At 67.8% G+C, this 25,396-nt stretch carries 34 protein-coding genes and 1 pseudogene; 13 read left to right on the top strand and 22 right to left on the bottom strand.

The window, feature by feature from the left end; genetic code table 11:
- From FZ029_RS28170 to FZ029_RS33220, 7 genes and pseudogenes are all read left to right on the top strand, one after another.
- Positions 1-592 (top strand): annotated as a pseudogene (locus FZ029_RS28170) (hypothetical protein); the annotation flags it as partial.
- Between the two features lie 10 nt (positions 593-602).
- On the top strand, positions 603-1,433 hold the full coding sequence (locus FZ029_RS28165) for a phage tail protein (RefSeq protein ID WP_149273012.1): 831 nt from the start codon (positions 603-605) through the stop codon (positions 1,431-1,433).
- Entirely contained in the window at positions 1,430-1,633 is a 204-nt protein-coding gene (locus FZ029_RS28160; protein WP_149273010.1) for a tail protein X, read from the top strand. The genes FZ029_RS28165 and FZ029_RS28160 overlap by 4 nt, the downstream gene beginning before the upstream one ends.
- 4 nt (positions 1,634-1,637) lie before the next feature.
- Positions 1,638-2,687, top strand: coding sequence for a contractile injection system protein, VgrG/Pvc8 family (locus FZ029_RS28155; RefSeq protein WP_188052090.1), 1,050 nt, complete (start codon positions 1,638-1,640; stop codon positions 2,685-2,687).
- A gap of 27 nt (positions 2,688-2,714) precedes the next feature.
- Positions 2,715-3,239, top strand: coding sequence for a hypothetical protein (locus tag FZ029_RS28150; protein WP_149273006.1), 525 nt, complete (start codon positions 2,715-2,717; stop codon positions 3,237-3,239).
- Between the two features lie 31 nt (positions 3,240-3,270).
- Positions 3,271-4,119: a lysozyme gene (locus FZ029_RS28145; protein ID WP_149273004.1), complete on the top strand. Its 849-nt coding sequence runs from the start codon at positions 3,271-3,273 to the stop codon at positions 4,117-4,119.
- Positions 4,119-4,358 carry a hypothetical protein gene (locus tag FZ029_RS33220; RefSeq protein WP_188052089.1) on the top strand — a complete coding sequence of 80 codons (240 nt, stop codon included), beginning with the start codon at positions 4,119-4,121 and terminating at the stop codon, positions 4,356-4,358. Before FZ029_RS28145 ends, FZ029_RS33220 begins: the two co-directional genes overlap by 1 nt.
- A 166-nt stretch (positions 4,359-4,524) precedes the next feature.
- Here FZ029_RS33220 and FZ029_RS28135 read toward each other — a convergent pair whose 3' ends face one another.
- The 5 genes from FZ029_RS28135 to FZ029_RS28115 form a co-directional block, all read right to left on the bottom strand.
- Positions 4,525-5,094, bottom strand: coding sequence for a DUF3102 domain-containing protein (locus tag FZ029_RS28135; protein ID WP_188052088.1), 570 nt, complete (start codon positions 5,092-5,094; stop codon positions 4,525-4,527).
- On the bottom strand, positions 5,091-5,729 hold the full coding sequence (locus FZ029_RS28130) for a ParA family protein (RefSeq protein ID WP_149272999.1): 639 nt from the start codon (positions 5,727-5,729) through the stop codon (positions 5,091-5,093). Before FZ029_RS28130 ends, FZ029_RS28135 begins: the two co-directional genes overlap by 4 nt.
- Positions 5,730-5,876: 147 nt before the next feature.
- Positions 5,877-6,812 (bottom strand): replication protein RepA, encoded by a 936-nt coding sequence (locus tag FZ029_RS28125; RefSeq protein WP_348771139.1) that lies wholly within the window; start codon positions 6,810-6,812, stop codon positions 5,877-5,879.
- Between the two features lie 351 nt (positions 6,813-7,163).
- The gene (locus FZ029_RS28120) at positions 7,164-7,583 is read right to left on the bottom strand and encodes a type II toxin-antitoxin system HicB family antitoxin (RefSeq protein WP_149272997.1); all 420 of its coding nucleotides are present in this window, start codon (positions 7,581-7,583) and stop codon (positions 7,164-7,166) included.
- A 60-nt stretch (positions 7,584-7,643) separates the two neighbouring features.
- The gene (locus FZ029_RS28115) at positions 7,644-7,832 is read right to left on the bottom strand and encodes a type II toxin-antitoxin system HicA family toxin (RefSeq protein WP_149272995.1); all 189 of its coding nucleotides are present in this window, start codon (positions 7,830-7,832) and stop codon (positions 7,644-7,646) included.
- Between the two features lie 160 nt (positions 7,833-7,992).
- On the opposite strand from FZ029_RS28115, the gene FZ029_RS28110 reads away from it, so the two are divergent.
- From FZ029_RS28110 to FZ029_RS28090, 5 genes are all read left to right on the top strand, one after another.
- Positions 7,993-8,313 carry a hypothetical protein gene (locus tag FZ029_RS28110; protein WP_149272993.1) on the top strand — a complete coding sequence of 107 codons (321 nt, stop codon included), beginning with the start codon at positions 7,993-7,995 and terminating at the stop codon, positions 8,311-8,313.
- Between the two features lie 52 nt (positions 8,314-8,365).
- Positions 8,366-8,545, top strand: a complete 180-nt coding sequence (locus tag FZ029_RS28105) for a hypothetical protein (protein ID WP_149272991.1) — start codon at positions 8,366-8,368, stop codon at positions 8,543-8,545.
- Positions 8,546-8,666: 121 nt separating this feature from the next.
- A complete protein-coding gene (locus FZ029_RS28100; RefSeq protein WP_188052087.1) occupies positions 8,667-9,626 on the top strand; it encodes an HIRAN domain-containing protein in 960 nt (319 codons plus the stop codon).
- A gap of 286 nt (positions 9,627-9,912) precedes the next feature.
- Entirely contained in the window at positions 9,913-10,353 is a 441-nt protein-coding gene (locus tag FZ029_RS28095) for a hypothetical protein (RefSeq protein WP_149272988.1), read from the top strand.
- A gap of 349 nt (positions 10,354-10,702) precedes the next feature.
- Complete coding sequence (locus FZ029_RS28090) at positions 10,703-11,074, top strand: hypothetical protein (RefSeq protein WP_149272986.1); 372 nt, start codon at positions 10,703-10,705, stop codon at positions 11,072-11,074.
- 17 nt (positions 11,075-11,091) lie between these two features.
- Here the strand turns inward: FZ029_RS28090 and FZ029_RS28085 are convergent, their stop codons facing one another.
- The 14 genes from FZ029_RS28085 to FZ029_RS28020 form a co-directional block, all read right to left on the bottom strand.
- The gene (locus tag FZ029_RS28085) at positions 11,092-11,511 is read right to left on the bottom strand and encodes a DUF4326 domain-containing protein (RefSeq protein WP_149272984.1); all 420 of its coding nucleotides are present in this window, start codon (positions 11,509-11,511) and stop codon (positions 11,092-11,094) included.
- Positions 11,501-11,773: a hypothetical protein gene (locus tag FZ029_RS28080; RefSeq protein WP_149272982.1), complete on the bottom strand. Its 273-nt coding sequence runs from the start codon at positions 11,771-11,773 to the stop codon at positions 11,501-11,503. The genes FZ029_RS28085 and FZ029_RS28080 overlap by 11 nt, the downstream gene beginning before the upstream one ends.
- A 4-nt stretch (positions 11,774-11,777) precedes the next feature.
- On the bottom strand, positions 11,778-11,993 hold the full coding sequence (locus FZ029_RS28075; protein ID WP_149272980.1) for a hypothetical protein: 216 nt from the start codon (positions 11,991-11,993) through the stop codon (positions 11,778-11,780).
- On the bottom strand, positions 11,977-12,885 hold the full coding sequence (locus FZ029_RS28070) for an MmcB family DNA repair protein (protein ID WP_149272978.1): 909 nt from the start codon (positions 12,883-12,885) through the stop codon (positions 11,977-11,979). The genes FZ029_RS28075 and FZ029_RS28070 overlap by 17 nt, the downstream gene beginning before the upstream one ends.
- Positions 12,882-13,271 (bottom strand): DUF4031 domain-containing protein, encoded by a 390-nt coding sequence (locus tag FZ029_RS28065; RefSeq protein ID WP_149272976.1) that lies wholly within the window; start codon positions 13,269-13,271, stop codon positions 12,882-12,884. Before FZ029_RS28065 ends, FZ029_RS28070 begins: the two co-directional genes overlap by 4 nt.
- Before the next feature lie 12 nt (positions 13,272-13,283).
- Positions 13,284-13,541, bottom strand: coding sequence for a DUF4604 domain-containing protein (locus FZ029_RS28060; protein ID WP_149272974.1), 258 nt, complete (start codon positions 13,539-13,541; stop codon positions 13,284-13,286).
- A 23-nt stretch (positions 13,542-13,564) separates the two neighbouring features.
- Entirely contained in the window at positions 13,565-14,560 is a 996-nt protein-coding gene (locus FZ029_RS33215; protein ID WP_188052086.1) for a hypothetical protein, read from the bottom strand.
- Positions 14,557-14,913, bottom strand: coding sequence for a hypothetical protein (locus FZ029_RS28050; protein ID WP_149272973.1), 357 nt, complete (start codon positions 14,911-14,913; stop codon positions 14,557-14,559). Before FZ029_RS28050 ends, FZ029_RS33215 begins: the two co-directional genes overlap by 4 nt.
- Positions 14,914-14,916: 3 nt before the next feature.
- Entirely contained in the window at positions 14,917-16,782 is a 1,866-nt protein-coding gene (locus FZ029_RS28045) for a DNA cytosine methyltransferase (protein WP_149272971.1), read from the bottom strand.
- On the bottom strand, positions 16,782-17,717 hold the full coding sequence (locus tag FZ029_RS28040) for a DUF5131 family protein (RefSeq protein ID WP_149272970.1): 936 nt from the start codon (positions 17,715-17,717) through the stop codon (positions 16,782-16,784). The genes FZ029_RS28045 and FZ029_RS28040 overlap by 1 nt, the downstream gene beginning before the upstream one ends.
- Complete coding sequence (locus FZ029_RS28035; RefSeq protein WP_149272968.1) at positions 17,714-18,757, bottom strand: radical SAM protein; 1,044 nt, start codon at positions 18,755-18,757, stop codon at positions 17,714-17,716. The genes FZ029_RS28040 and FZ029_RS28035 overlap by 4 nt, the downstream gene beginning before the upstream one ends.
- Positions 18,754-21,183 carry a ParB/RepB/Spo0J family partition protein gene (locus tag FZ029_RS28030; RefSeq protein WP_149272966.1) on the bottom strand — a complete coding sequence of 810 codons (2,430 nt, stop codon included), beginning with the start codon at positions 21,181-21,183 and terminating at the stop codon, positions 18,754-18,756. Before FZ029_RS28030 ends, FZ029_RS28035 begins: the two co-directional genes overlap by 4 nt.
- Before the next feature lie 65 nt (positions 21,184-21,248).
- Complete coding sequence (locus tag FZ029_RS28025) at positions 21,249-22,358, bottom strand: DUF2303 family protein (protein WP_149272964.1); 1,110 nt, start codon at positions 22,356-22,358, stop codon at positions 21,249-21,251.
- Positions 22,359-22,391: 33 nt separating this feature from the next.
- On the bottom strand, positions 22,392-22,763 hold the full coding sequence (locus FZ029_RS28020) for a hypothetical protein (protein WP_149272962.1): 372 nt from the start codon (positions 22,761-22,763) through the stop codon (positions 22,392-22,394).
- A gap of 109 nt (positions 22,764-22,872) precedes the next feature.
- Here FZ029_RS28020 and FZ029_RS28015 point away from each other — a divergent pair, with 109 nt between their 5' ends.
- Positions 22,873-23,634: a hypothetical protein gene (locus FZ029_RS28015; protein ID WP_149272960.1), complete on the top strand. Its 762-nt coding sequence runs from the start codon at positions 22,873-22,875 to the stop codon at positions 23,632-23,634.
- A 250-nt stretch (positions 23,635-23,884) separates the two neighbouring features.
- Here the strand turns inward: FZ029_RS28015 and FZ029_RS28010 are convergent, their stop codons facing one another.
- From FZ029_RS28010 to FZ029_RS28005, 3 genes are read right to left on the bottom strand one after another with little or no spacing between them, the layout of a single operon-like run.
- Positions 23,885-24,760, bottom strand: coding sequence for a DMT family transporter (locus FZ029_RS28010; protein ID WP_149272958.1), 876 nt, complete (start codon positions 24,758-24,760; stop codon positions 23,885-23,887).
- A complete protein-coding gene (locus tag FZ029_RS33210; RefSeq protein ID WP_188052085.1) occupies positions 24,757-24,915 on the bottom strand; it encodes a hypothetical protein in 159 nt (52 codons plus the stop codon). Before FZ029_RS33210 ends, FZ029_RS28010 begins: the two co-directional genes overlap by 4 nt.
- 58 nt (positions 24,916-24,973) lie before the next feature.
- Positions 24,974-25,396, bottom strand: a complete 423-nt coding sequence (locus FZ029_RS28005; protein WP_149272956.1) for a hypothetical protein — start codon at positions 25,394-25,396, stop codon at positions 24,974-24,976.

The raw sequence follows: 25,396 nt of genomic DNA, 5'->3' as shown, positions 1-25,396 counted from the left end.
GTGGGGCGGCATGGCCGCCACCTTCGACGCCATCTGGACTCAGGTCACCGAACGTGTCGGTGCCGGTGTCGAGTGGATCAAGAGCAAGCTCGATTGGGCGAAGAAGGCGGCGAACTGGCTGACGCTGGGGGCATTCGGCGGGGAGGAGGAGCCGCCGGCTCCTCCCGCCAAGCCGGGCGCTGCCGTCAACGACAACCGCCCCGGTGCGGTGAAAGCCACGGTGGTGGTGAACAACGGACCCGCCGCACCGCAGGCCCTTCCGTCCGCACCTGGTGCATCGCCTCCGGCGCCGGCCGCGGTGGCAATCGGTGGAGCGGTCGCGCGCCCCGCACCGGTTCCGCCCACCGCCGCCCCGGCTGCGGCTGCCGCCGCTACGGCCCAGCCGGCGCCCCGCCCTGCCCCGGCTCCCCAGCCGCTCGCCGTTACCGTCGGCGTCAACATCCAGATGACCGCCCATCCCGACCTCGCCAGCATCCTGGCCGCCGCGAAGACGGAGCTTGGCCCGGTGATTGAGGCGAAGGTTCGGGACGGTGTCGCGAACGCCGTTCGCGAGGAAACCGCCCGCCGCGCCGCTGCGCTCTACGATCACTGACGGAGGACCGATGCCATCCGTGCTACTCGGGCTTGGCGACTACCGCTTCTCGGTGGCCGCCGCCGCTTACGACACTCTCCGCCGGCAGGATGAGTTCCGCTGGGCCAAGGCGGACCGCATCGGCCGGGCGCCAGCGATGCAGTTCATCGGCCCCGGCTCCCAATCGATCACGCTCGCCGGCACCGTCTATCCGCTGAACCGGGGCGGCATCGGGCAGTTGGACGCGATGCGGAAGGAGGCGGGGGCAGGCAAGCCCCTCACCATGGTCAGCGGCCGGGGCGACGTGCTGGGCCGCTGGTGCATCACGCGCGTCGAAGAAACCGGTTCCTACCACCTCTCCGACGGCGTGCCGCGCAAACAGGAGTTCAGCCTCACCATCGAGGCGTATGGCGAGGATGATCAGGTCGGCAGCGAGGGCGTCGTCAAGGCGAGCGCCCCGAAGGCGGCCTCCGTCATCAGCGAGGCGAAGGCGGCCGAGGCGGTGAAGCCCATCGCCCAGGCTGCTGCCGCCGCGGGGGTGAGTGCGAGCGAGGCCGCCGGCACGTTGCAGTCGATGGCATCGCAGCTCGGCACCGTGGTCAACGGCGGCAAGGGGCTGGCGCAGCGGGTCGGCGATGCGGCGCTGTCGTCTCTTGGCCTGGACCGGGCGGCGCTGACCAGCCAGTTCAAGACGGATGCCGCCGCCGCGGTCGCGTCGGTGGTCGATGCCGCCAACCGCAGCGGCCTGCTGCGCGACGAGGCGCTGGAACAGATCTTCGGGCCGTCGGTGGTGACGGACGCCAAGCAGATCGCGGACGCGGCCAAGGCCGCGAGCGAAGCCGGGGCGGGGTGGGCGGCATGATCGTCTACACCGCAAAGGCCGGCGACATGCTGGATTGGATTTGCTGGCGCCACTATGGCCGCACCGGGCTGGTGCCCGATGTGCTCGCCGCCAATCCCGGCCTCGAGGCGCTGGGCGCCCGCCTGCCGGCCGGCACCAGCGTCACCCTGCCCGACCTGCCGGAGCCGGCGGCGCCTGCCCTGCGGCGTTTGTGGGATTGAGCCGATGAGCGACCATTGGACTCCTGTCGCGCGCATCCTGGCCGATGGCCAGGACGTGACCGCCCGCATGAAGGATCGGCTCATTTCGCTGACAGTGACCGACGAAGCCGGCAGCACGTCGGACACCGCCCGGATCGTGCTCGACGACCGCGACGCCGTGTTCGAGGTCCCGCCCACCGGGGCGCAACTCACCATCGGCATCGGCTGGCTCGAAACCGGCGGCCCGGTGGACATGGGCGTTTACGTGGTGGACGAGCTGTCGTTCGAAGGACCGGAACGCCGCTTCTCCATCTCGGCGAAGGCGGCCGACAGCCTGGACCGCGACGCGCCCGGCCGCATCAAGGCGCCGAAGTCCCGGTCCTGGCATGACACCACCTTGGGCGCGGTCGTGCGGCAGATTGCGAAAGAGCACGGCTTCGAAGCCGTGGTCGGCAGCAAGTTCGACAAGATCGAGATCCCGCATCTCGACCAGACCGAGGAAAGCGACATCAACCTGCTGCGGCGGCTGGCAAAGGAGAATGGCGCCGTCGTCAAGCCGGCCTCCGGAAAGCTCCTCTTCGTGGGCGAAGGGAAGGGGAAGACGGCCAGCGGCAAGTCGATGCCGGCGGTCGCGCTTGCCGCCAAGGACTGCGCCCGGTGGTCGATGAAGGTCGCCAAGCGCGCGGCCTACAAACAGGTCATCGCCCAATGGCATGACGGCGACGGCGGGGACCTGCAGCAGGTGAAGGCCGGATCCGGCGAGCCGTCCCAGACCCTGAAACACACCTATGCGTCGGCGGCCGAGGCGCAGCGTGCCGCCGCCGCCGGCCTCAAGCGTGCCCAGCGCGGGGAGCGGACTGCCGAGATCGAGGCGACCGGCAACCCCGCCCTGGTGGCGGAGGCCCCCCTCACCCTGTCCGGCTTCCGCACGGGCGTCGACGGGGGCGATTGGGTCATCACGCGGGCCACCCACACCCTGACCAACAGCGGCTACACCACCTCGATCACCGCGGAGCCGCCCGGTCAGGACGATGACGACGATGAGGATGATGAGGACTCGGACGACGAGTCCTGACCTCCTTTCCTGACGGAGTTCCTGCACATGGAAATCTTGCTTTTGACCGTGGCCGCTGCGGTGGCCGGCGGTGTGCTGTATCGCGTCCGCGGCGGCTGGGATCCGGTGCCCATCCACGGCACCCAGGCGGCCCGGCTCGTCTGGTGCCTGCCGACCGGCGGGTTCCTCTGGTGGCTGTCCGGCGGCCCGCTGTGGCTGTGGCCGGCGACCGCCCTCGCCGCCTTCCTGGGCCTCCTCATCCCGCACGGCTTCGGGATGATCTGGCCGGTGACCGACGACCGCCCCGCCCTGCGCGCGGTCGGCATGGCCCTGGTGGGGGTGGTGCGCGTCGCGCTCGCCGTCGCCCCCTGCGCCTGGGCTGCCGCTCCCTGGCTGTGGTGGGCCGTCGCCTTCGGCCCCTTGCACGCCCTCGTCTACTGGATCGGCTGGCGCCTGCCCGTTCCCGCCGGCTGGCGGAACGACGAACGCCGTCCGGTCGATGCCGAAACCGCCTGGGCCGAGATCGGCTGGGGTGCCGTCCAGTGGGCGTCGCTCGCCGCTCTGTCCGCCTGAGTCCTTCCTGTTTCCACCTTTGGAGAGTTCGATGAAAGCCAAAGTCACGGGCGGCACCGCCGCCCCGCTGTCCGCCGCCGTTCTGGCGATGGTGAAGCATTTCGAGAGCCTGCATGACGGCGACCGCTCCACCGACGAGCTGGAGCCGATGCTGTGCCCGGCCGGGGTCTGGACGGTCGGCTACGGCCTGACCCTCACCGACCCGAAGTCCGGCGCGCAGCTCCGCGGCAAGGGCAACCGGGCCGCCGCCATGGCGGAGTACCGGCGGCGGTGGCCGGGTGGGCTGACCAGGGCGGAGGCCGAGCGGCTGCTGTCGATTGAGCTGGAGAACCGCATGCGCCGGGTGGACGCCCTGGTGACGGTGCCGCTCGAGGCCTATCAGCGGGAGGCCCTCGGCAGCTTCGAATACAACACGGGCGGGCTGGCCGGTTCGACCCTGCTGAAGAAGCTGAACGCGGGCGATACGGAGGGCGCTGCCGCTGCCTTCGACCAGTGGGTCAAGGCGACGGTGGATGGCCGCAAGGTGACCATGCCCGGCCTCGTCACCCGCCGGAATGCGGAAGAGACGATGTTCCGGGGCGGCGACTGGCGCACCGCCTTGCAGGTGCAGCCGATGCCCCAGGCGGTCGAGCCGCCGAAGGAGATGAAGCCGCTGGCCAAGTCGGTGTCCGTCCAGGCGGGCACGGGCGGCCTGACCTTGGCCGGCGTGACGGTGGCGGCGCAGCAGGCCCGCGATGCCTCGGGTGCGGTGCGCGAGTTCCTCGACACGCTGCCGGCGGTGTCCGTCAGCGCGGGCTGGCTGGTGGCCGGGGTGCTCGCGGTCGCGGTCGCGGTCATGCTCTACCGCCGCTTCGACGATCACCGGAAGGCGGCGGCCTGATGCTGGCGGTCCTGTGGGGGCGGCTCGGCCCTTACGTCCTGGGGGCGGGCGCTATCGCGCTCGCCCTCCTCACCTTCGGCAAGGCCCAGCGGCGTGCGGGCCGGGCCGAGGTGGAAGCCGAAAACACCCGGCAAGCTCTCAACAATGTGGAGGTGCGTCATGAGGTCGAGGACGATATTCGCCGGGCTGGCCCTGGCTCTGCTGCTGACCGGCTGCGCGGGGATTGGTCCCGCGACTGAGGGCGGCTGCACCGCGTTCCGTCCCATCTACACCAGCAAGGCGGATGTGCTGACCGATGGGACGGCGGAGCAGGTGCTCGCCCATAATCTGGCCGGCGCCAGGATATGCGGCTGGCGGCCGGCTCGTGAGAAAGGGTAAGGGGAGGCCGCTTGCTGAGGGCTGGGTTCAGGTTTCTGCCAGCTTAGCCTTCAAGGCGGCGATACGGTTGGCGATGCGGTCCTGCTCTGCCAGGAGCCGCTCCAATTCGGACTGGATGTCCTCGGTGGGGGAGGGGGGGGCCTCCTCCCCCACGCGCTTCAACGCCAGTGCTTCGGCGCGCGTCATGTTGGGGTGGATTTGGCCAGCGTCTATGGCTTGCTGGATCTTCTCCCGCGGCAAGGTGACCACCTCATAGGCCACGCTGTAGCTGGTGGGGAGGGCGCGGGGTGGGACGACTCCCTCGTCCATTGCCGCTGCAACTGCCATCAACCGGTTGGCGACCGACCGGGAGAAGGGAAGGTCGCGAGCCAGCATCGGCAGGAACTCGCCATGCGGCAAACGTTCCTTGGCTTCGTTGAGCCGGCGGCCAATCTCGACGAAGCGCCTTTGTGCGTCGGCCCACAGGCGGGAGATCTCGGCCTGATAGTCTCCGGCCGTGTTCAGCGAGACCGCTGCGTCGGCAAGGGACACGGCGCGCGTGTCGTGCGCCGCTGGAACCGGAAAGCCGGCGAAGCTGTTGGTGGTTTTCCGGCTCATGACTGCCCTCCTGACAGGCGCAGACGGCGGCGAAGCTCCGCCCATAGTGCGTTGGCGATGTCGGCTCCGCGTCCGCCTCTCTCCGTGATTCCCTCCCCTTGGGCCATGGCGCGCTGGATATCGACAGAGTCTGGCAGGGCGGCTGACAAGACGTCGGCATAAGCGGACAGGTGTCGTCGGGCGCCGTCGGTTTCTGCTACGCGCGGTTTCACGGCGTTCAGAATGAAGACCGCATCTCTCTTCAGGTCGTGGACAACTTGGGCGAAGGGCGCAACGCTGACCACATCGTCGAGGCTGGGACGGGCAGGAATCAGCACCAGCGATGATGCGAGCACCAGGGCCTTGAAGGCTTCGGGGTGTTCCTCGATGGCTGTCGGTGTGTCGACAATCACAAGGTCGCTCGCCAACTTTCTGAGGGCCTCCGGGGCGGTCGCGATAGCGATATGTTGCACCGTCACGACGGGGAGGTCGGCGTTCGCCTTCCGGGTGACGCCCCACCTTGCGAGCGTGCCTTGAGGGTCAGTATCGAGGGCGGTCACCGACAGGCCCGATTGCGCTGCGGCTGCGGCGATGTTGCGGGCGCAGGTGGATTTTCCTCCTCCGCCTTTCGGCCCGAGGACAGTGATGATGTTCATAGTGGCCTCTCGGAAATGCTGCACCTGTGCAGCATTTGCCGTTCACCGCCGCGCAAAGCGCTGGGCTGACGGCAGGGATTGATAGGGCGTTGCGTGGCTATCAGGCAAGGATCTCGCGAACGTCGTTCGCGCGGACTCTTGTGACGCTCAGGCCAACGCGGTGACTTTCGGTCGGACGGGTGGCGGCGACGGAATCAGGGTAAGCCCTTGCTCGGTGACAGAAATGCGAGCCTCCGGATACACCGCCAAGGCGGCTTTCAGGCTTTCCAGGAAGCGGGCGCGGAACTGTCTCAGGAGCTTGTACCCTGCCCCGAACTGGCCATGGAGCGCGGCCCACGTGATGGGGGTGTCTGTTTCGAGCGAGTGCAGCCTGAAAGCGAGCCACGTATAAATGTCGATGGCCAGCGACTGGTTCGAGATCTGGCGGATAGCCGCTTCAACCAACGGCGCATGATGGTTCTTCAACTCGGCGAAGAACTTGTCGGATAGCCGAACGGTGTCCACCCATAGCCTGGGCTGGTCATCGTCGCCTTGGTCGTAAAGCTGGATGCCGCCCTCAACGATGTTGTCCTTTCTGAATCCGGGAGCATGGTCCTTTGACCGGCCCCAGTGAAAGGACAGGGTGCAGGCCGAGATCCGGTTTGCTTGCTCACGAACGTCGCGGTAGTTCTTCCCGCCGGTTTGCACACCCATCCGCTCCATCCATTCGCGCATGGAGCGTCCAAGCTCGATTTCGGGACAGTTTGTCCGCATGGCCTGGGTTTGAAGATAGATGAGAATGAGGCGGGCGCGGCTACCATAGGGTACGCCGTAGAGCTTGCGCTCTCCGTTCTCATAGAGGTGTCCCGGTTCAATAAGCAGCGTGATGCGTGGGCCTTTGCGTTCCCACGGTTCGCTGTCGCCTAGGGCCTTGTGAGGGAGGCCCATCATGCAGAAGCCGGTGTAAGTGGTGCCAATGCCGGTCAGGTCGGCGCTCATGAAGGCGGCAGCGAGGTCTACGTAACGGCGCTCCTCGGTGCCGGCGAGCCGCCGGGCCTCTTCGTGACCGTGGGTCAGGATCAGTTGGTGTATTTGACCCATCATGGGTGCTCCGAAGTCAGCGGACTGACGTGGCCGACCATGCTGGATCGGACACGCTGGGGTCAATACGGACTCTTGTGACGCAATCTATTCGAACCTATTCGGATTCAACTATTCGATTCGTCACAAGAGTCCGCGGGATAAGGGCGAGTCGCGTCACAAGAGTCCGCATATGCCGTCACAGGAGTCCGTGGGATATCGCGGCGTGCCTGTGGATAGGTCAGAACCGAATCGGTGGGTGGCTTAGAGGCTATTCCGACTCGAGTCGCAGCGAGGTCGCTCTGCCTGTGCTGGGGCCGCAGGCGGACTCGAGTGACGGGGCGTCACAAGAGTCCGCGCGAACGACGTTCGCCACTATCGCGCCTGCTGCGCCAGTTCCCGACGTGCAAGCCCGGCGAGGAAGCCGGCGCGGGTGGTGTCGCGCCGTGTGGCCTCCGCGTCGATGGCAGCCAGCAGGCTCTCCTCGAATGTGATGGTGATCCGGACGGCCTTGCCCGGCAGTTCGGCGCGCACCAGCAGCCGGCCGGCTTCCTCGACTTCGGGGTCGGTGGGCACGGTGTCGATATCCGAAGGGGCGGGGATGGCGGCGCCGTCTTCGACCATGCCGACCAAGTGCAACGCCAGGGCGGCCTCGGCGTCGGCGGCTACCGCGGCCTTGCTGACGCCGAAGGCGATGCAGCCGGGGAAGTCGGGGAAGCTGGCGTGCAGGCCGTCGTCGGTGCGCTCCAGGATGATGGGGTAGTAGGCAGTGGTGGTGTTGGGTGAGCGGGCCATGCGGGGGTCTTTCATAGGATGGGGTGGGGTGCCCCGCCCTGGTGGGGCGGGGCTGGGACCTTACCGGAGTTTCACGCCTGACTGCCTCTCAATGCTCTTGATGGTGCCGGGCGGTAGGTCTCTGGCAGGGCTTGGAACGGTGACGCGGCCTTCCTTGGTTGGGTGTTTGAAGTGCTTGTGTGAGCCTTCGTGGCTGACCTCGCGCCACCCGTCGGCTTTGAGGAGGCTGATCACCTCCCGGCTGCTCATCGTTGCTTTCGTCGCGTCCTCCGCCGTGGTTGATATGCATATTTATATGCAGCATCAGCCCGCCGCGCAAGCAAAAAGATGCATATAAATATGCATTAAAAAGGTGGACAGAGGGCGCGTTTGTGCATATAAATATGCATCAAGACAAACGGAGGGCAGCATGGATACGGTTCTCGCCACCAACAACGAAACCTGGGGCTTCTGGGGCACGGCCGAGCGCAACGGCTACCCGGTGGAGCTTGCCTGGGAAGCGGCCTCGCGGTTCCTGGCCGCCCGCTTCGAGTTGAGCGCGGTCCGTACCCGCGACCTTCTCGACACCCGCTTCGGCCGGCATCTGGCCGACGACCTGTCCTTTGCCGGCACGGAGCTGACCGCCGAAATCATCACCGCACACTTGGAGGCGCGGTTCTCGGCGGAGCGGCGGGATTGGGTCCGGTGGGTACGCACGGCGCTCCGGGATCTGGACGCGCTGCATCACTGACCAGGACCGGGCGGGGCTGCGGCCCCGCCCCCCAACCAAGGGAACGAAGACGATGAACGAACAGTTGCGCATCATTGCCCGGACCCAGCTTGGGGTGGACACGCTGGATGAGCGCAGGTCCGACTCTCTGGACTTTCACGAAGTGTCGGTGTGGGGGCTGCGGCGGGCGCTGGAGGCGGCTTACGAAGCTGGTCGGCGCGACGGGTTGGCGGCTGGCATGGGTGTGGAATAGACGGCTTCGTTTGAACCTTGGTGACGTGCCATGGCCCGGCGGCCTCTGGTGCCGGGCCGTGGCACACGCCAACCGGGTGTGCCACACTCGACCGTCACCACGCGCACCAATGAGGGAGGCAATGGAGGCATTGGAAACGCTCGATCTTTCCCTCTATGCCGATACGGCGCTCGGGCTGGAAACCGGGCTGTCCGACGACTCCGAATGCTGGGCCAGCGTGGCGGCGGCGGGCTTGCAATTCTATGGCTATGATGGTCCGGACGGGCTGGACGGCCGGGTCATGCCGGCGCCCGGTGACCGTCTCGGCCTTGTCCGCGCACCCGACAACCCGGCCGACGCCAACGCCGTCGAGATCTGGTGGCGCAACGAGCACATGCTCGGCCATCTGCCGCGCGGGGTGGCGGCGGAGCTGGCGCCGCGGCTGGACGGTGGTGAACCGGTGCGGGCTTACTGTGCGGATCCGGGGACGGGGGAGGCGTGGAGCCTCGTCGTGCTGCTGGTCGGGCGCGGGGTGGAGGCCCTGCACCGGCAGCGGCTGGAGCGGCTGACCAACACCCGCGCCTGGGAAGAGCGGCTGGAGCTGCTGGACGCGGAGGAGGCGGTGTGGGGCCGCGAGCGGATGCTCCCGGATCCGGACGTCCCCTGGGGCCGCGTCACCACCACCACCATTCCGGAGCCGACGACGGCGCAGTTTATGGCCGCCCAGCGGTTTTGGGAGGGACGTCGGCGGGTGCAAACCGAGCGCCGGGCGGCGGCGGTCTACGCCTTCCACATGATCCCGAAGGAGCGGCCGGCGCTGCCGGCGGGGCCGGTGGACGAGGCTCTCCGCGGCCGGGTGTTCGGCTGGTGGGATGAGGTGCCGGCGACGTTGAAAACGAAGACGCAATGGGCCGAGGCCGGGCGCAAGCTGGCCAAGGGGGCGGCGCCCTTCGCGGCGGTGGAGTATGGGCGCGGGCGCCGGTATCGCCGTCATGACCTCTATGCGGTGAGTGACACGGTGGCGATGCGGGAGGCCAGCCCGCAGGCGGTGGCTGCGGCGGCGGAGGCGGCGTTCCGGTCGGGGCGGCTGCGGGTGTGGTGATCCCCGTTCCAAGAGTGCCCCCTCCCCCTCGCTTCCGGTTGTGCGGGCGGGTTTTCCATATGACTCATTCGGCGCTCAGGTTGTGGCAGACTCTTCAAGGGCTTAGGCTGTGCGCGAGGTTATGGGACACAAACACGATCCCCGCGTGTGTGGCGCAAAGGATTCTTGTCCACTTGACTCAACATCTAGGGGGCGGCGCGGCGAACGACGTTCGCGCAAGCCCGAGTCGCCAACAGGGCGCCGGTTGCATATCATGGCCGCCACCGAACCGAACACGGGAACAGCCATGCCCTACGCCGAAGACCTGAAGGCCATCGCTATCACCATCGCCGTCAGCCTCCTCGCCCTCGCCGCCTTCGGCACCGACCTCGCCGCTTGGCTCAACGTCAATGTCGGCGCCCTCGCGCTGGGCACCCTCATCCTCGCCGCCGGCATGACCGTCGTCCTGCGCAGCGACGGCGACCCAACCCTGCCCTGGACGCTCTGCGTGGCCGGCGTCATGATCGCCGCCGCCGCCCCGCTGTTCGCCTCCCACCTCCTGGTGAACGAGGGCGCCATCCGCATCGGCAGCTGGCTGGCCTATCTCACCCTCGGTCCCGTCTCGATGGAATCCATTACCCGCGAGGTGGCCGAGGGCCGCGTGTCCGAGATGCTCCAGACCCCCTGGCTCTATGCTCCGGCGCTCGCGCTCTTCATCTGCGCGGGGGTGGTCAAGGCCATGCGGTAGCGGCGTCTCAGGGCGTCGGAAGCCCGGACAGCCACCGAGAAACCGGCGCCGCGAGATAGGGGGCCGCCGCCGTCAGCAGGGCGGCAACCGCCATGATCAGCCTGACTGTCCTGTCCATGCTTCGTCTCCTTCCGCAAGGCCGGCATGAAAGCCCGTCACCGGCCCGGCAGCCAGGACCGGGCCGGTGAAATGACGGCATTTCACGCCGCAACGCCCGTGACCGTAGATCAGGACGCGCCCGCCGGCAGCCGCGCAAACCGTAGATAAGCCCCTATCTACGGTTCGGGGCGGTCGCGAACGACGTTCGCCGGACTCGACGGAGGCGGAGGAAAGTTCTAGTTTTGTTCTTATGCCGCAGCCGAACCCAAAAGACCCCGTCCCCGCGACGGCCACCACCACCTACGGCTGGCAAGCCCTCGACACGCTCAAGCGGCAGGGCGTCCAGTTCATCGAGTTCTGGTGCGTCGGCTCCTACCACCTGGGCCGCAAGTGCGAGCATTGGGTGGCCAAGCCCATCGACGAGGTTATCCGTCGCGCCGGGCCGGGAACATCCCTGGTGATGCTGGCGAGGAGGGCGCGGTGCGAACGCTGCAAAAAGCTGGGTTGCCACGTCCAGCCCTCCGACCCGCCGTGCCAGGGGCAGCCCGGATTTCGTGAATTCCTCCGCGGCGAGATGGAGAGGTCGCAGAGGTTCCTGGTGTGGGCGCGCGAGCAACTCTAACCCGACGCCCCACCTGGTCAGAAGGCGGCATCCGGACCGTTGGCGATCTCCAACAGCACGTCGGCATGGCAAGGCGCCCCTGGCTTGCACCAGCACGCCAGATCCCGGCCGGCGAGGTCGTGCCGGATCCGTTCCACCCCGACCGTCTCGACGATGTGCGCGCGGTAGCGGCTGACGACATCCTCGGCCGTCAGCGGAGCCGGGAAGAGGTGGATCTTGATCGGCGGATTGAAGGCGCGCAGGTAGCCGCCGCCGCCGAGGTCATAACGCTTGTCATCGGTGGGGCCGGTGCGAGGTTCCGGCTCGCCGCGCTGCCCCACCCGCCACGGGTTCCCGTAGGGAGTGCCGCGCCCGACATAGATGGCGTTCGCCGGCATCCGCCAGCCCTTGGCGCGGCTGCGCTGGATCCGCCTGGGTGTGGTCCGGTCAGGCTGCATCGACTTCCCCCGTCTCGGCTCGTTCGGCGGCGCAGGCGGCAAGCTTCTCCCTTGCTTCCTCGTTCTCGCCATAGTCGCAATCGCCACACGCCTCGCACCGATGAACAGGCACCGAACACCCGCAGTCGGGGCCGCAACCGGCATTCGCTCCGCCGACATGTTTCCAGCGATGGCCAACCTCAGCGCAGGGGGCTGCGGCGAGTTGCTGGCGGAGTTGCGCCAACTTGGCTTCGGTGGCGATGATTTGTTCGAGCAGGTTCATGGCCTCAATCCTCCCAAACTTCATGGGGCGGGAACGGGTCGAGTGCGAGAACCTGCCGGTCGAAGCGCTCGTTCTCGGTTTCGCTCAGTTCGATGGGCTGTTCGCTCTCGGTCTCCCACGCGCTTTCGACCAGGACGCATTCCTCGCGCCCGCTCCAGCCCCACACGACCGTGGCCTTGCGTCCATCGTCGAGGGTGAAGTCCTCAAAGAAAGTCTGCATCGCGCCGGCCCTCCGTCTCCTCGTCGGCGCCTGCCAGTTCGCGGCGCGTGCGGTCGAGCTGGTGGCGGATGCGGTCGAGCGCCTCGATGGCGGCGGCTGAGGCGGTGCGGGGATCGAGGCGGGCGAGCCGGTCCTTCACCTCCTTCAGGTCCCGGTAGCTCGGCCAATCGGACTCGAGGCCGAGCAGCTTTGCGAGGTCGCGCCACACGCCCACCACGTTGGAGACGGCGTGGGACAGGTTGGACGCATGCCAGCGGGTCTCGCGGTCCGCGGCGCCGGCAAAGGACGCGCCCTGGGCGCTTCCCATCAGCCCGGCGATCTCGCTGGCGGCCTTGCCGATGGCCTCGCGATGGGTGAAGAGCGCGGCGACATCAGCCCCCAACTCACGGGCGATGCGGTCGCGCACCAGCCAGTCGTGGGCCTTGCGCGGTTCGGCCTTCCGAAAGCGCTCGGCCCGCTCGATCCCATCGAACAGCAATTTCTGCCACACGGCGAGCGGCAGGTTCTCCACCGGCCGCAGGGTCGGCGACTTGACCATGCGCCAGCCGTTCGGGCCGCGCGCCATCAGGCCGCAACCGGGTGGCAGTTCCTTCGCGCTGATCAGCCCGGCCGGTGTCGCGAAGACGACCGCCGACGCGAAGGGCAGGTAGGTCTGCCACTTGCCGGCGGTCACGTCCGCTCGGAAGTCCGAGACCGACACCTTGCATTCGTAGGCGATGGGGCAGAAACGGCTGTAGGTGGTCGGCAGGCTGTAGACGTCCGGGCGCGGGCTGCCCGACGGGCCGAGCTGCATGTCGGTGAAGGTGAGGCGATTGGAGCGCCCGATGTGACACGCCAAGTCGTCGGCCAGATCGTCGTGCGCCCATTCGAGGCGCGATAAGAGGTCGGTCATAGCAGGCTCCCCTGCGGCGTCGGTTGGGTGGCGTTCTGCTCGCGGATGGCCGCCACACGGGCGAGCATCGTCTTGCCTCGCTCAACGCGGGCCGGGTCGCCCGACGCGATGTCGAGGCGGGCGGTGTGCTCCACCGGGCCGTAACGGTCGGTGGCGATGGCGCCGGCCTGCAGCGCCAGTTCGCGCTTTCCCTTGGCGATGTCGAAATGGACCCAGGACGCCTCACGGTGCTTGCCGTGCGACAGGGTCGGGTGGCCCTGGATCCATTTGCGCGCGACCTCGATGCGGTCGGCCATCGCGAGCAGCTCCTCCTCCGTATCGGCCCACATGTGGCACATCAGCATGCGGCCGAACCGGTGGATGGCGTCGTCAACGTAGACGGTCATATGTCGGCTCCTTCAGGCAGCCTGTTCGGTTCGGCGGCGACGGTTGGCGTTGGCCTTCCGCCGACGCTCGCGCACCTCTTCATCCGAGCGAACAGCATCGGCCGGGAGGGTCCAGGGCCGGAAATTCAGCGAGGTGACGCCGCTTTCATCGCGGAGCTTTTCCAGGGCGCGGCGGCGTTCGGAGGGTGGCAAACCCTGGGCTTCGATCTGCGCAACTTTGGCTTGGAAGGCGGTGAGGCGCTCGCCAGGGAAGCGGGGCAGGGATGACATGGAGGGCCTCCTCGGCGGGCGGGTCAGAGCAGGCCCTTGTCGCAGGCGAAGTCCTGCCACCCGGACAGCACGGCTCGGGCGAGCTGTTCGTCGGTGTGATCGTCGAAGCTGTCGGGCTGGTCGGTGGCGTCGCCGCAAGAGCGCACCTGATAGGCGCACCACGCCCGCTGTTCGCCCGTCATCGGAATGGCGTGACCGTTGTAGGCCCAAGCGCGCAAAGCCCGTTCGTCGGTATTGCACACGCAGCCCGCCGCGTCCTGTTCGGAGAGGCACAGACACGGGATGGCCGGGGCACCCGGCATGGTGGGCGATGCCGGCGGCGTGGCATCGGGGACCCCGATGCGCGGGGTGCCTTCCGGCCCTGGATCCGGGGCGACGGTGGCCAGGGCGCTCATGGACTCGCACTGCAGGGTAACGGCCTGATGAAAGTGCTGGATGATGCGCAGGTTGTTCCGATGGACGATGCGGGCCGCCGGGCGAACGTCGTTCGCGATCTTCTTCGTCTTGGCGAGCAGCTCCTCCATCAGTTGGGTGAGCAGCTTCTCCAGCTTCCACCCGTCCGGATTTTCGGCGCTCATCAGCACGGGGGCCGGTGCCGGTTCGGTGCCGAAGGCCCGCCCGGTCCGCGCGCATTCGATCAGTTCGTGGAGTTCCGCCAGCATCTCGGCCGTCGGCTCCTCGCCATGGGCGCGACAGAAGGCGGCGTGGATCCGGAGATAGGCGTCGGCGAAAACATCGCCGTGTCCGCCGTCCGGCCCGGCCACGACGTGGGCCAGTTCATGGGCCAAGATGTCGGGCATGGCGTGATAGGGGGCGCCGGCATCGATCTGGACGAGCGCGGTGATGCCGTCTTCCCATTCGGGGTGCAGCTCGCCGGACTCGTCCGGCCACCACGTCTGCCCCCAGGCGCCCTCGGCCTCGGCCATGCCGGACACCAGAACGACCTTTGTGGACAGGGACGGAAACTCAGCGAGGGCGCATTCCATCAGCGCCGACACCGGTTCGACGAAGCGGATCATGGGCGGGAGACTCCTTGAATGGTGGGGCGGAGGAGGGGGTGGGAGGGTTTGAAGGCGTTGACCTGCACGAAGAGATCCTGGGTGACGCTGAGCCAGCCCTTCGGGAGCCTGCGCGTGTAGAAGACGGGGTGGAGCTGCTCCGCGAGCTTCCGCATCAGCGTCTGCGCGCGGGCGAGGTCCGCTTCCAGGTCGTCGGTGTGATCTGGCACGACCGCGTCGTCGAAGAGCACCTGCAGGGCGGGATGGTGCTCCGCCGGCAGGCGCTCGGCGCACCACCGGATGATCTTCCGCAGCCGTTCGCACTCGGCTTCGGCATCGTCATAGAGGTCGCGGGAGACGGTATCGTCGGGCATGGGTCAGTCCTCGAAGAGCGCGGCGATGTGGGCTTCGGCGGTGTAGACGGGGACGGCGTTCCCGATTTGCTTGGTGACTTCCACCTGCTTGCCGCGGAACTCGTAGCCCTCTGGAAAGCTCATCGCGCGGGCCAGCTCGTCGTTGAACAGCATGCGGAAGGGGAGCTTGATGACGTGCAGCACGCCGTCGATGACGGTGAGGCGCCGCTGCTCGGCCAGATGCTGCAGCTCCTCGCTGCCGGCGATGGTGGCCTCGAGCCAGGGTTCGCACACCGCAAAGCGCGGTTCGGTGGTCGGGGACGGCAGCGGGGCCGTCGCCGGCCGGCTGGCGCGCACCTGGTCGCCCTTGGGGCCGTTGTAGACGGAGATGAACGGCGCGGCCGGTTCCAGGACCGGCTCGGCGACGGCCAGATTTTGCTTGGTGATGAGCGTCGGCGTTGGCTGGGAGGTCGGGCGGACGCATGGTCCGGAACTGCCATGCTGGTCGATCTGAACCAGGATCGGTTCGACCAAGCCGAAGCGGGCCTTGGTGGTCGGGGAGTCGAGCGGCTCGGTCGCCGGCTTGCAGGTTTCGCCGGATCCGGAGCCGTAATAGGGCGCGATGAGCGCCGTCGCCACCCCGATCCCGCGCTTGCTCGTGCCGGTCGGCAGAGGGTCGTTCACCGGCAGAAGGCGGGCCGCCTCGCCCTGGTGGTTGACGTGCAGCAGGATGGGATCGACCGCGTTCAGCGACGGCTGCACCAGCGAGATCGCCCCCTTTCCGGCGACCGTCATCAGCGGATGACTGGTGCGCCGGGCCACGCTCCCCGAATGCTGGCCCATCGTGAAGGGTTCGGCCTCGGGGGAGACGACGCCGAGATGGTAGCCGCCTCCCGTGATGCCCGGCACCGGGTTGTCGACCGGGTGGGCGCAGGCGGTGCCCCGCAGTTCGATCAAGGCCGGGGTGGTGACGCTGCCGGGCTGCCGGCGCTTGCGTCCGGCCTTCTCCTTCGTCTTGTCGCCCCACCGGGCTATCGAGCGTGCCAGTTCGAGATCGAGCGCCGCAAGGTAGGCCGGCGCCAGTCCGCCGAAATGCCGCTCAACGCCCACCATGATGCGGCGCAACGTGTTCGGCTTCAGCGGCACGGGGCGGCCGAAGACGTCGCGGCCCTTCCGGCGCCAGTCGATGATGTCGCGGGCCGTGCGCCACGGCCGGAGGCCGGGAGTTCCGGGGCGGCCATGGGTTTTGGCGGCCCAGCGCAGCGGCAGGCCATCCGACCGGCCGATCAGGAGGAACCGCTGGCGGGTGGTGCCGTCGCCATATTCGGCGCAGGTGACGATGCGCCACTCCACCACGAACCCGATGGCTTCCAGCGCGCGCACCCATGCCCGGAAATACTCGCCCTCGCGTTCCTTGATGGGGCGTCCGGTAGCCGGATCGACCGGCCCCCATTTTACGAACTCAGGAACGTTCTCGACCAAAATCCGAGCGACGCGGAGTTCCGTCAGCCATGTCAGCAGGTGCCACGGGTCCTGGCGCTGCTGGTCGCTCGTCGGCCGACCGCCGCGCGCCCGGCTGTGATACGTGCATGTCGGGCTGGCCACCATAAGGTCCAGGCGTCCGCCCGGCACCGCGACCAGCGGGCGCAGCGTGGCGAGATCCTGACAATAGTGGACGGCGTCCGGATGGTTCGTCGAATGCGTGTCGACCGCGACGGACCAGTGGTTCACCGCGACAAGCTGCAGGTTCATCCCCTTCCTGGCGATGGCCTGTTTCAATCCGGTGCTGGTGCCGCCGCCGCCGCAGAACAGGTCGGCGGCCAGGACGGTCCGGACCGAGGCCGCCGTGAAGCGCGACGGGTCGATGAGGATGGGTGCCGAGCCGTCCATCAGACTGCCGCCCGCCAGGGGAGGTCGTCCCAGGTCCGTCCATCCAGCTCGCGCCCGGTGGCTTTCTTGCCGACATGGACCGCCGCGATCAGACGCTCCCCATGGAAGCCCATCCCGCCGGCCAGATTGAGATACTGCTTGGCACCCGGTCCGAACTGCCCGTCGACGCGAGGCGTGCGGCGCCAGTCCGGGTCATCCACATCGCGGTCGTAGAAGATGCGCCACGAACCCCATTGCTTGAAGAAAAATGCAATGCCGTGGCGGAGGCAGAAATCGCGGGTATCGCGATGCCAGACCGGGTGGGTCGGTCGTGCCTTTCCCCCTGTCTCTCCTCCGGAGATGATTCCGCGCAGAAAGGTGAAGCCATGCCGGCCCCAATCGACGGGACCAACGGCCGGCTCATAGGAGACGATGGTTTGCCAGCCGGCGGCGGCGAGGCTGGCCAGCGGTTCGGCGGCCTCGGCGGCGTCGCTGTCGTTGGCGACGGACGCCCCCAGCCAGACATTCGCCAGCGGCTTCGGCCCGGCCGTCAGCAGCTCCGCCATCCGATGCACGCGCTTGGTCAGGATGACGATGCGCTGCTCCGGCTTCAGGGCGGCGACGGTCAGCAGCGCATCGGCGACCGCGGCGGGCACGTCGTCGTGGAACAGGTCGCCGACATGGGACACGAACCAGACCTGGGGCTTGCGCGCCGACTGGATGGCGTTGAGCTGATCGAGGTTCACGTTCACGCGGCCGGTCCACACCAGCGTGCCGTCCGGCCGCTTCTCGACGGTGCCGGCATAGCGTTCGGACAGGGCGGGGTGGGGGTTGTGCGCCAGCCGCCATGCCAAGGGCACGGCGTAGCAGTTCTTGCAGCCCGCGCCCTTGTTCCGGCACCCGGTCACCAGCGGCAGGCTGTTGTCGGTCCATTCGATGGCGCTGTTGAGCGTCATGCTGCTTCCTCGAATAGCTGGGGATGCCGGATCCCGCGTGGGCCTTTGGCGCTCACGTCGTAATCGCGGAAGGGAATGGGTGGGTTGGCCCGATAGGCGCCACGAATCACCCACCGCTGGAACTCGCCGAGAGTCCGGTGTTCAATCGGCTCGTTCCATCCGCCTAGCGGGAGCGTTCGGGTGCGATCACCGTAGACCATGGGGTACGGCAACAGTCCTCGCTCCACCATTCGGTTGAAGCGGTGGAAGAGGCGCGCCCAGGTTTCGTGCTTGTCGAAACCGACGAGCATGTACACGAACAGGCGATATGGGCGGATGCCGGCGCGCTCCAGGCGCTCCACTCCCCGAAAAAAGACCTGCTCGTCCTTGAGGTTGTCCCAGGCCGTATAGAGGCGCCGATGCTTGAAGCCGTCGTCGTAGTATTGAATGGAGGCAAGTGCCTCAGCGGCTTCGTCATCGATCAGCCGCGTGTTGATGCCCTGCATAAAGCAAACGCGAAACCCGCCCTCGGCGATTTCGCGGATTCTCGCTCGCCACTGTTCCGCCGGTTGACCAAAGAAATCATTGTCCAAGAGGATCAGGTGACGGGGGAGATCGCCGCCACGCCAGATATCGGCGATGGTGTTGACGGAGCGAGGTCGCCCCTCCTTGGTGGGAACAACGCAGAACTTGCACGACAGCCTGCAACCCCGTGCGGTGAAGCCGATGGACCGCGTTTCGGCAGGGTAAACGCTGTAATCGTAATGCTCGTACTCCGGCAGGCCGATGATCTGTTCGACCGTAATTGGCGTGCTAGAGCCGGTTCCGCCTATGATGGCGTCTGGCCACGTCGCCCGAAACCGAGACACCTTGTCGGCACTGGTGCTGAATGTGAATGAGCCGTACACCCGGTCGTAGTGTGGGCGGTCCAACAGGTCCCTTTCAGCAGACCAGGTGAACACAACATCATCGCCCCGCGTCCTGTGCCAATGAACGATCTTCATCAGTGCAAGGTTGGGCAGCTTGCCGTCGCCGTGGGTGACGCGGACAACCTCCGTCATTGAACTTCCTCCAGCCAGACGCGGATGAAAGAGGCGATGTGGCTGGGCTTGGCGTCCGCAATGGCGACCCGCTTGAAGCCGTCATCGAAGGAGGCGGCAGTGTAGATTTCCGGGGCTTCGCCGTGGGTTTGCTTCATTAGCGAGAGGGTCGCGCCCCGTGCTTCGAGCGGCAGGAGGATCCGGCCGAACTCCGGCAGCCTTGCCACCGCCGCCGCGAGTTGCCCGATGGCCTCCGCCGGCACCTCCTTCGGCAGCCCCGTGATGGTGCAGGTGGAAGCCTCTTCCGGCTTGTCATCTGGTTCGGACAGCAGAGCCGTCTCAATGTCGCTCGCCGTCCCGAACGTCATTTCCGCCGGCACATGCCGAACGTCGTTCGCCGCGATGAAATCGAGGACGAGGCGGAACCGCTCCTTCTTGTTGAGGGCGCTGAATGCCTCAATGTCGCGGGTGGCGCCGATGTCCCAGGCCAGCCGTTCGAGCTGATCGGCGGTCAACTCGTCGAGATAGGTTTCGTCGATGGGGGAGGGCGACAGGCCGATGTCGGCGCCGACGGCAGTCGCAGCGGCTAGAACGAGCGGCTCGTCCCCCAAGTTCGGGCGCATCGGGATCCAGGGGGTGGAGCAGCGGCTCGCGGTCAAGGCACTCAACAGGCGGAGGGATTCGTCTGCCGGCAACGCCTGCAGGTGAGGCAGAAGGGCGAGCGCCGCGAGCGTGGTCGACGTGCTGTGCTCATCGTCGCGGGCCAGGGACAGGTACGGCCATTCGTCGCTCATCGGCAAGAACGCGTCGTCACCGCCGAGCTGGTCGCGGAAGCGGCGCAGCACCGCGCTGACCTCGGGGGCGACCACCGCCGTCTCCCACCGCGGCGGCGGCGCCGCAATGCCGCAGACGTCGCGGCAGCCAAGCAGGGCCAGGATCAACTGGTGCATCCAGGCGTCCGGGTGGACGAACAGGGCGGTCTGCAACGCCCGCGTCTTGGCGCGCTTGGCGAGGATTCGCCGCTCGATCGACACCGCGCCGACCGGGTCGGGCGGGGCGGGAGCGGCGGTGTGGGTTGTCGGAAAGGCGGCTTGCCAGTTGGCGGTGTTGTCGGCCGGCGCGCTGGGCTGGCCATCGTCGGGCGCCGAGACGGCGGGGGAGGAGGGGCGGGCAACCGCCACAAGATCCTTGAAGATTTTGACTTCCAGGTTGCCGCCCACCCGCACCACCGCACCCCGCGGGAGATCGGCGCCGGCACTGTCCGGCCGGTCGGCGGCGTAGATGATCCGGTCACCACCGCCCGGCTCCCACCAGTCGTTGTGGCGCATCACGTTCACCCAATCGAACCGGCTGCGGAGCTTCTCCACCGTCCGGTCGATGGCTGCCTGCTGAAGCTCGCGCGCCTGCTCGATGTCGAGCAGCAGGGTTTCGCCGTTGATCGCATCGGAGCTGGTTTCGCCCTGGTAGCTTTCGAGCGGGAATAGCGCCCGGCTGGCTGGAAAGAGGCTGGCCTTGATCTGGGCGGCGATATCCTCGGACCGGCGCAGGCTGGGGTCGCCGCGGGAAATGCGGTCGAGCAGCTCCCGCTGCAGAGGGAGCGGCGCGGCGGTCAGGGCGCGGGCGGCGGCGAGGTTGATTTCGCCTGTGCGCAGGGCCTGCTGCGCGGTCTCGTCGAGGCGGTTCAGCAGGGCGAGCCGCAGTTGCACATGCCGCGAACTCTTGCCGATGGCGCCCGCGATGGCGGCGGTGTCCCACTCGCCGTAGGACAGCATTTCGCGATAGGTCTCGGCCTCGTCGAGCGGGTCCACCTGCACACGCTGCAGGTTTTCCACGATAGCCAAGAGGCGATGCTTGACCTCGTCCGCTTCGACGACAAGGCAGGGGATGGGGTGGTCGGCGGTCCAGTGGCCGCGCTCGATGTTGCGCCCGGCGGACCGCCAGCGGCGCTCTCCGGCAATGACCAGATAGTCACCGGGGACCTCGGGATCGGCGCGCACCAGCAGGTTCTGCAGGATGCCGTCCGCCAGCAGGCTGGCCGCCAGATCGTCCAGCGCAGCGTCGTCGAACAACTTGCGGGGGTTGAGGTGCGACCGCTTCAGCCGGCTGTGCGGGATGAGCTGGGCGCCGGTCGCCTGGGGTGCCGGCGGCGTATCGGCGGGGGCGGGAGTGGGTTCCGGTGGTGGCGGTGCGCTCGTCAGGTCGTCAGGCGCGCAATCCAGGGCGCCGGCAAGCGCTTCGACGGTCGCCGGCTCCGCCGTGGCGTTGGCCCCCGTCTCCAGGGCACTGATGACCGATTGAGGCACGCCGCTGGCGCGCGCCAGTGCCCGCTGGCTCAAGGCCCGTTCGGTGCGCCGGGCCTTGAGCGCGACGCCGAGCGGCGAGGGCGCTCCCTTCTGGGCAAGGTCGGGGTGTTCCCCGGCGCTGCCGGGGTTGGAAGGGGTGTCCATGATGACCTCTGCTTTTCAGGGGCGGACCGGAGGCGGGGTTGCCTCCGGTCCTGGTGCGCAGGCGCTCAGAGGCCCGCGACGCCGCAATAGACGTGAGTGCCGGTTTCGGTTTGCACGCGGGTGGCCACCGTCTCCACCGCGTGGCGGATCATGCGGCGGATGTCGACCACTTCGACCATCCACACCACCTGGGTGCCCTTGATGCGGAAGTAGAGCCGCACCGGCAGCAGGTGGCGGGCGCCACCGTCGAACACCGGGATGTTGATGAAGAACATGTCGGGGATGGTGACCTTGCGCCCATCCATCCGGGTGTCGTTGTCGTCTTTGAACATCAGCGTGCGCTTGCCCGACTTCGGGTCGAACGCCTGCTTCACCGAGGTGGACTGCTCGACCTCGATGCCGGCGGCCAGCCGCATCATCTGCTCGGCGTGGGCGAACTTGATCTTCCGCAGCTTGTACAGGGCGCTGCGCGGCATGTAGCGAGTGTCTTCCGGCTCCTCGGACACCTCGTCCTCGCCGTACTCGGCCGGGTCGGGCATCACGTAGTTGCCCGCATCGTCGCGCGGCCCCTTGTCGTCCACGAGGTTCAGGGCCAGCATCACCCCCTTGACGGTATCCTCGTCGACGCACATCCAGTCGACCGGCGGGTTCTCGATGTCGCGTTCCCGTTCCTGCAGGAAGAAGGCGAAGTCCTCCTGTTTCATCGGGTCGCCGTTCATCGCCTTCAGCCACGCGACCAGCTCGTCGGACAGGGGAAACTGGTGCTTCGCCTTGTGGGTGATGAAGCTGGGGGAGGTATCCAGGGCCGGCTTGCCGGTGTCGGGGGACGCGCCGGGCCAGTCCCTGTGGACGCCATGCCAGTCGATGGCGGCGACCATGGACGGCTTGGCCGGGTTGGCGTCGACGAACACCGAGGTGGACGGGGTTTTGAACCGGGACACATAGGCGATGAAGCTGTCGGCCGTGCCCAGGGTGACGGTCTGCTCGATGCGCTGCGGCGCGGTCCGGAAGGCGTCGAACAGCGGCTTCAGGGATTCCAGCTTCTTGTCCTTCGGCAGGACGAGGGCGGCCGGCGCGGTTCCCAGCGTATCCAAGGGAATGCGCTCGGCCTGGGTCAGGCCGCGCAGGGTGTCGATGAGGATGGCGGTGCCATCCGGGATCGCGGTGGGTTCCATCGGAACGGGACTCCTGGTGGGTGAGGGGAGGGGTTACGAAGGGTCGCCGAACCGCCGCCGGCCAAGATCTTGGCCGGGGAACATGGTCTCGCGGTTCGGATTGCGCAGGGTCAGGCCGTCGCCCTTGCCGGTGGTGAAGTAGCGGGCCTTCGACAGCGGGCGCTTGGGCATCTTGCGCGTCGTCTCGATGGCGACATCGACGCCCTTCGCATCGGCCACGATCTTGAACTTGATGGTCACTTCGCCGGTCGCCGTGCCGCCGTACGCCCCGATGTGCTCGGTGATGGCGGCCATCACCAGCCGGTAATCGGTGTCGGCGTTGGCGAGGTCGTCGCCTTCGTTGTTCACCGTCAGCAGTTGCGCCACGGACGCAACCTCGTAGGCGCGAGCGTCGATTTCAGCCATGGAACCCTCTGTCGTTGCTGGGGGGAAATGCCGCGGGGCGGGTGGGCGTTTGGACTTGCGCAGCCCAGCGGGGTAAAGTTCGGCCCCTGAACAACCGGAGTTCATGACGATGCAGGAGGTTCTTGCTCTGCTCGCGCTGCTGGCGGCGGGGGCGGCGGTGGTTGGTGCCGTGCGCCCGGCGGCCGTGCTGCCGGCGCGCTGGAAGCCCGGACGCCTCAAGGCGACCGGAGGCTATGGGCTGGTGGCGGTCGCCGCGCTGTTCGCCCTGGGCAGCACGTTCAGCCCGGAAGAGCGGGCGCGGCTGGCCAAGGAACGGATTGAGCGGGAGGCGGTGGCCGAGGCGCGGGCGGAAGTCGCTCGCGAGGCCCCGCGCGCTGATGCCGAGCGCCGTGCCGCCCAGCGGGCCGAGGAGGCGGCCTCCGCCAGGGCGGCCGAGGCGCTGCGCAAGGTGGAGCGGTCCAGCACTCATGTGGAACGTGTCGAGCGGGCGGGACCGTTCGTCACCGTGTGGCTGAAGCCAATAGAGTCCTTCACCGACAAGGGCTGGTTCGACCGCCTGTCCTTCGTCCTGGGCGATGTCTGGCCAGCGGTGCGCGATGCCATGCCCGATGCCGAAGGCGTACGCGTCATCGCGCAGGCCGACTTCGCCGGCGAGCGCGGGATCGCCGTGCAGCTTGCCGCCCCGATGGCGGAGGTTCGCCATATCCGGTTTGCCGAACAGGTCGGCCCGGCCCTGCTGAATGTCGCGGAGATTGAAAAACTGCGGCTGGGAATGCGGGACGAGGTGACCGCGTTCTGCGGCGATCCCGCGTTGCGCCGGGAGGCCGAGCGCTTCTGTCAGGCGGCGGTGGCCCGGCTGCGCGCCTCGTAGGGCGGCGAACGGCGTTCGCGGGGTATGAAGGGTGCGGCAGAGGCGACGCATCGGCTTTCCGTCGGAGCCTCCGAGAAAACCCTGGCGGCCTGCCTGCCCGGCAAGCCGCCAGAGAAGTCTAGGGAGGAAACGCAACCTGCCGCCCGTAAGGCGGCGGGTTCATGGCTCCGACGTTGCACGAAATTCGTGCGACGGTCAAGCGGCGAGCGAACGAAATTCGTGCATCAACAGCAGGCGAACGCTGAAATTGTCATGCGACTTGGACTGCCCGTCTTGGTCGTGGCGCGGTCGCGGATGTAACAAACAGCGTCGCAGCCACCACCAGGAGGCAGCCGACCGCCTGTTGCAGGGTCGGAACCTCGCCGGCCATCGCGAATCCGATGGCCGCCGCAACCGGGATTTCCAGGTACGAAAACGGGGCGACGTAGCTGGCGCCCGCGAGTGCATAGGCACGGGTGACCGCATACTGTGCCCCGGCGCCGGCCAGCCCGATGCCGACAAGCAGTGCCGCCTCGGCAAAGCTGGGCGGTGTCCACACCGCGGTGGCGGCGGGGGTCAGGGCCAGCATCGAGACCGCACAGAACACGGCGACGATCACCGACGGCGGGTTGCTCCGGGTCAGGCGGGTAACGGCCACCTGCGACCCTGCTGATGCGACGGTTGCGATGAGGAGGGCCGCAACCCCGCTGCCCAGCTCCGGCTGCTGCAAACTCGGCAGAACGGCGACAGTCACGCCGATGAAGCCCGCCGCGGCGGCAAGCCAGAGCGTGGGGCGCGAGCGCTCGCCAAGTGCAAGGGAGGCCAGCGGGATCATGAGCAGCACGCGCCCGTAATAAACCGCGGTGACGAGGGCGAGGGGCAGTGTCGAAAAAGCGTGCATCAGGCACAGCAGGGTCAGGACGCCAAGCCCACCGCGCACCGCGTGCATCCAGGGGTCGGAAAGGCGGCGAAGCGCGGACAGTTCGCGCCATGCCACCAGCAACAGGAGCACGCCTCCGGCGGCCCGGAACAGGGCCACCTCGGGGGAGGGCAGCGTGGCGCCGACCGCCTTGACCAAGGCGTTCGAAAGCTGGAAGGACAGGGACGCCAGGACCGCCCAGGCTGCGGCACGGATAAGCGTCGTCATTTCAGGACCCACACCGGCAGCAACGCGACGGCCACCGCAAGGGCAGTGGCGAGCAGCAACCAGGGCATCCAGTCGCGGCGGGTCTGTCGGCGGGCCTCTTTGAGGAGGTCCTCCATGTCGGCGCGGATTTGCGCGCGCTGATGATCGTCCTTCATGACCAATCCTTCAGAATGTAACCGCCCGGCCGGGATGGTTCCCGGCCGGGCGACGTGATCACGCCGCCTTGGGCAGCGGGCGGTAGCAGGCGGCGGGGGCGCGGCTGTTCGCCTCGAGTGCGGTGGCATCGGCCAGAAGCTCGATCCCGAAATGCTCGCGGAACAGGCGGCGGGTTTCACCCCAGGCCGCGGTGAATTCGGGCGTCCCATAGGCGTCCGGATCATGGTCGAGTGGGCCGCCGAACAGCGGCTGGCAGACGTCGAAATAGGCGAGGGGTCGCATCATGTGGCGGTGCCACGCCTTGTCGGCCGCGCTCGGCGGGCAGACCGGAATTGCCGGGTACAGGGCTGCCAGGGTCAGGAACTGGCGATACATCGTGATGGCGGCGTCGGCCTGGGCCGGCGTCATGCCGTCGCGGCGTACCAGGTCCGCATGCACGGCGGACAGGTCGAGTTCGGCAATCGCCTTGGTCGCGTTCAT

This window comes from Azospirillum sp. Sh1, from assembly GCF_008365135.1.
GTDB lineage: Bacteria > Pseudomonadota > Alphaproteobacteria > Azospirillales > Azospirillaceae > Azospirillum > Azospirillum oryzae.
Note: the sequence above shows the minus strand (reverse complement) of the source record. Positions and strands in the feature narration are given on the sequence as shown.

What these genes read in the sequence shown, in the direction of transcription:
- FZ029_RS28165 (WP_149273012.1), top strand. Translation starts at nt 603, where the DNA reads ATGCCATCCGTGCTACTCGGGCTTGGCGACTACCGCTTCTCGGTGGCC.
- FZ029_RS28160 (WP_149273010.1), top strand. Translation starts at nt 1,430, where the DNA reads ATGATCGTCTACACCGCAAAGGCCGGCGACATGCTGGATTGGATTTGC.
- FZ029_RS28155 (WP_188052090.1), top strand. Translation starts at nt 1,638, where the DNA reads ATGAGCGACCATTGGACTCCTGTCGCGCGCATCCTGGCCGATGGCCAG.
- FZ029_RS28150 (WP_149273006.1), top strand. Translation starts at nt 2,715, where the DNA reads ATGGAAATCTTGCTTTTGACCGTGGCCGCTGCGGTGGCCGGCGGTGTG.
- FZ029_RS28145 (WP_149273004.1), top strand. Translation starts at nt 3,271, where the DNA reads ATGAAAGCCAAAGTCACGGGCGGCACCGCCGCCCCGCTGTCCGCCGCC.
- FZ029_RS33220 (WP_188052089.1), top strand. Translation starts at nt 4,119, where the DNA reads ATGCTGGCGGTCCTGTGGGGGCGGCTCGGCCCTTACGTCCTGGGGGCG.
- FZ029_RS28135 (WP_188052088.1), bottom strand. Translation starts at nt 5,094, where the DNA reads ATGAGCCGGAAAACCACCAACAGCTTCGCCGGCTTTCCGGTTCCAGCG.
- FZ029_RS28130 (WP_149272999.1), bottom strand. Translation starts at nt 5,729, where the DNA reads ATGAACATCATCACTGTCCTCGGGCCGAAAGGCGGAGGAGGAAAATCC.
- FZ029_RS28125 (WP_348771139.1), bottom strand. Translation starts at nt 6,812, where the DNA reads ATGATGGGTCAAATACACCAACTGATCCTGACCCACGGTCACGAAGAG.
- FZ029_RS28120 (WP_149272997.1), bottom strand. Translation starts at nt 7,583, where the DNA reads ATGGCCCGCTCACCCAACACCACCACTGCCTACTACCCCATCATCCTG.
- FZ029_RS28115 (WP_149272995.1), bottom strand. Translation starts at nt 7,832, where the DNA reads ATGAGCAGCCGGGAGGTGATCAGCCTCCTCAAAGCCGACGGGTGGCGC.
- FZ029_RS28110 (WP_149272993.1), top strand. Translation starts at nt 7,993, where the DNA reads ATGGATACGGTTCTCGCCACCAACAACGAAACCTGGGGCTTCTGGGGC.
- FZ029_RS28105 (WP_149272991.1), top strand. Translation starts at nt 8,366, where the DNA reads ATGAACGAACAGTTGCGCATCATTGCCCGGACCCAGCTTGGGGTGGAC.
- FZ029_RS28100 (WP_188052087.1), top strand. Translation starts at nt 8,667, where the DNA reads ATGGAGGCATTGGAAACGCTCGATCTTTCCCTCTATGCCGATACGGCG.
- FZ029_RS28095 (WP_149272988.1), top strand. Translation starts at nt 9,913, where the DNA reads ATGCCCTACGCCGAAGACCTGAAGGCCATCGCTATCACCATCGCCGTC.
- FZ029_RS28090 (WP_149272986.1), top strand. Translation starts at nt 10,703, where the DNA reads ATGCCGCAGCCGAACCCAAAAGACCCCGTCCCCGCGACGGCCACCACC.
- FZ029_RS28085 (WP_149272984.1), bottom strand. Translation starts at nt 11,511, where the DNA reads ATGCAGCCTGACCGGACCACACCCAGGCGGATCCAGCGCAGCCGCGCC.
- FZ029_RS28080 (WP_149272982.1), bottom strand. Translation starts at nt 11,773, where the DNA reads ATGAACCTGCTCGAACAAATCATCGCCACCGAAGCCAAGTTGGCGCAA.
- FZ029_RS28075 (WP_149272980.1), bottom strand. Translation starts at nt 11,993, where the DNA reads ATGCAGACTTTCTTTGAGGACTTCACCCTCGACGATGGACGCAAGGCC.
- FZ029_RS28070 (WP_149272978.1), bottom strand. Translation starts at nt 12,885, where the DNA reads ATGACCGACCTCTTATCGCGCCTCGAATGGGCGCACGACGATCTGGCC.
- FZ029_RS28065 (WP_149272976.1), bottom strand. Translation starts at nt 13,271, where the DNA reads ATGACCGTCTACGTTGACGACGCCATCCACCGGTTCGGCCGCATGCTG.
- FZ029_RS28060 (WP_149272974.1), bottom strand. Translation starts at nt 13,541, where the DNA reads ATGTCATCCCTGCCCCGCTTCCCTGGCGAGCGCCTCACCGCCTTCCAA.
- FZ029_RS33215 (WP_188052086.1), bottom strand. Translation starts at nt 14,560, where the DNA reads ATGATCCGCTTCGTCGAACCGGTGTCGGCGCTGATGGAATGCGCCCTC.
- FZ029_RS28050 (WP_149272973.1), bottom strand. Translation starts at nt 14,913, where the DNA reads ATGCCCGACGATACCGTCTCCCGCGACCTCTATGACGATGCCGAAGCC.
- FZ029_RS28045 (WP_149272971.1), bottom strand. Translation starts at nt 16,782, where the DNA reads ATGGACGGCTCGGCACCCATCCTCATCGACCCGTCGCGCTTCACGGCG.
- FZ029_RS28040 (WP_149272970.1), bottom strand. Translation starts at nt 17,717, where the DNA reads ATGACGCTCAACAGCGCCATCGAATGGACCGACAACAGCCTGCCGCTG.
- FZ029_RS28035 (WP_149272968.1), bottom strand. Translation starts at nt 18,757, where the DNA reads ATGACGGAGGTTGTCCGCGTCACCCACGGCGACGGCAAGCTGCCCAAC.
- FZ029_RS28030 (WP_149272966.1), bottom strand. Translation starts at nt 21,183, where the DNA reads ATGGACACCCCTTCCAACCCCGGCAGCGCCGGGGAACACCCCGACCTT.
- FZ029_RS28025 (WP_149272964.1), bottom strand. Translation starts at nt 22,358, where the DNA reads ATGGAACCCACCGCGATCCCGGATGGCACCGCCATCCTCATCGACACC.
- FZ029_RS28020 (WP_149272962.1), bottom strand. Translation starts at nt 22,763, where the DNA reads ATGGCTGAAATCGACGCTCGCGCCTACGAGGTTGCGTCCGTGGCGCAA.
- FZ029_RS28015 (WP_149272960.1), top strand. Translation starts at nt 22,873, where the DNA reads ATGCAGGAGGTTCTTGCTCTGCTCGCGCTGCTGGCGGCGGGGGCGGCG.
- FZ029_RS28010 (WP_149272958.1), bottom strand. Translation starts at nt 24,760, where the DNA reads ATGACGACGCTTATCCGTGCCGCAGCCTGGGCGGTCCTGGCGTCCCTG.
- FZ029_RS33210 (WP_188052085.1), bottom strand. Translation starts at nt 24,915, where the DNA reads ATGAAGGACGATCATCAGCGCGCGCAAATCCGCGCCGACATGGAGGAC.
- FZ029_RS28005 (WP_149272956.1), bottom strand. Translation starts at nt 25,396, where the DNA reads ATGAACGCGACCAAGGCGATTGCCGAACTCGACCTGTCCGCCGTGCAT.